The sequence below is a fragment of the Acidiphilium sp. JA12-A1 genome (genome assembly GCF_000724705.2).
Classification (GTDB): domain Bacteria; phylum Pseudomonadota; class Alphaproteobacteria; order Acetobacterales; family Acetobacteraceae; genus Acidiphilium; species Acidiphilium multivorum.
Window position 1 is genome coordinate 1 of sequence record NZ_JFHO01000271.1, and the last position, 1203, is coordinate 1203.

Sequence of the window (1203 nt, forward strand, 5' to 3'; positions counted from 1 at the left end):
ATGGCACGACGGACGGCACCGGCGATCCCGGGCGATTTGCTGGACCAGCTTCTGGCTGGTGGTGACGCGGCGGCAGCGCTGAATTCTGGGGACCTGGTGAACGCGCTGAAGAAAGCCCTGGCGGAGCGGGGTCTTGAGCGCGGAGATGGATTACCATCTGAGTGACGAAGCGGAGGCGGAGAACAGCCGCAACGGCTATGGCCGCAAGTCGGTGTCGACCGGCACGGGGAAGATCGAGATTGCGATCCCGCGAGACCGTGCGGGTAGCTTTGATCCGCAGTTGATCGCCAAATACCAGCGCCGGTTTCCAGGCTTCGATGACAAGATCATCTCGATGTATGCGCGGGGGATGAGCACCCGGGAGATCGCGGAACATCTGCGCGAGATCTACGGCATGGATGCTTCGGCGGAGCTGATCAGCACGATCACCGATGCGGTTCTGGACGAGGTGACATCCTGGCAGCAGCGTCCGCTGGACCCGGTCTATCCGCTGGTATTCTTCGATGCCATCCGGGTGAAGATCCGCGACGAGGGCGTGGTCCGCAACAAGGCGATCCATATCGCGCTGAGCGTCATGGCCGACGGGACGAAGGTCGTGCTCAGATGTGGATCGAGCAGAACGAGGGCGCCAAATTCTGGCTGCGGGTGATGAACGAGTTGAAGAACCGCGGCGTCGAGGACATCCTGCTGGCTGTGGTCGATGGCCTGAAGGGGGGGCCAGAGGCGATCACTGCCGTCTTTCCCGAGACGATCGTGCAGACCTGCATCGTCCATCTGCTCCGGAACTCCATGGATTTCGTGTCCTACAAGGACCGCAAGGCGGTCGAGACTGCCCTCAAGGATCTACCGGGCCGTCGATGCCAGGGCCGCCGAGGCAGCACTCGTGGCCTTCGAGGCCGGGCCATGGGGCCGGAAATACCCTGCCATCGGCCAGAGCTGGCGTCGGGTGTGGCAGGAAGTCATCCCGTTCTTTTCCTTCCCCGGCGAGGTCCGTCGGATCATTTATACGACGAACGCCATAGAAGTCCTGAATTTCAAGCTGCGTCGGGCGATCCGCGCGCGCGGCCATTTCCCGAGCGATGAGGCCGCCGCCAAGTTCCTCTATCTGATCCTGAACCGACCCGAAAAAGGAATGGGTGATGCCACCTCGAGAATGGGCTATGGCAAAGGCTCAGTTCGCCGTCATCTTCGGCGATCGCTTCG

Annotated in this window: 1 pseudogene; it reads left to right on the forward strand. The window is 61.9% G+C overall.

The window, feature by feature from the left end:
• Positions 1–1203, forward strand: a pseudogene (locus tag RT91_RS19840) (IS256 family transposase); the annotation flags it as partial.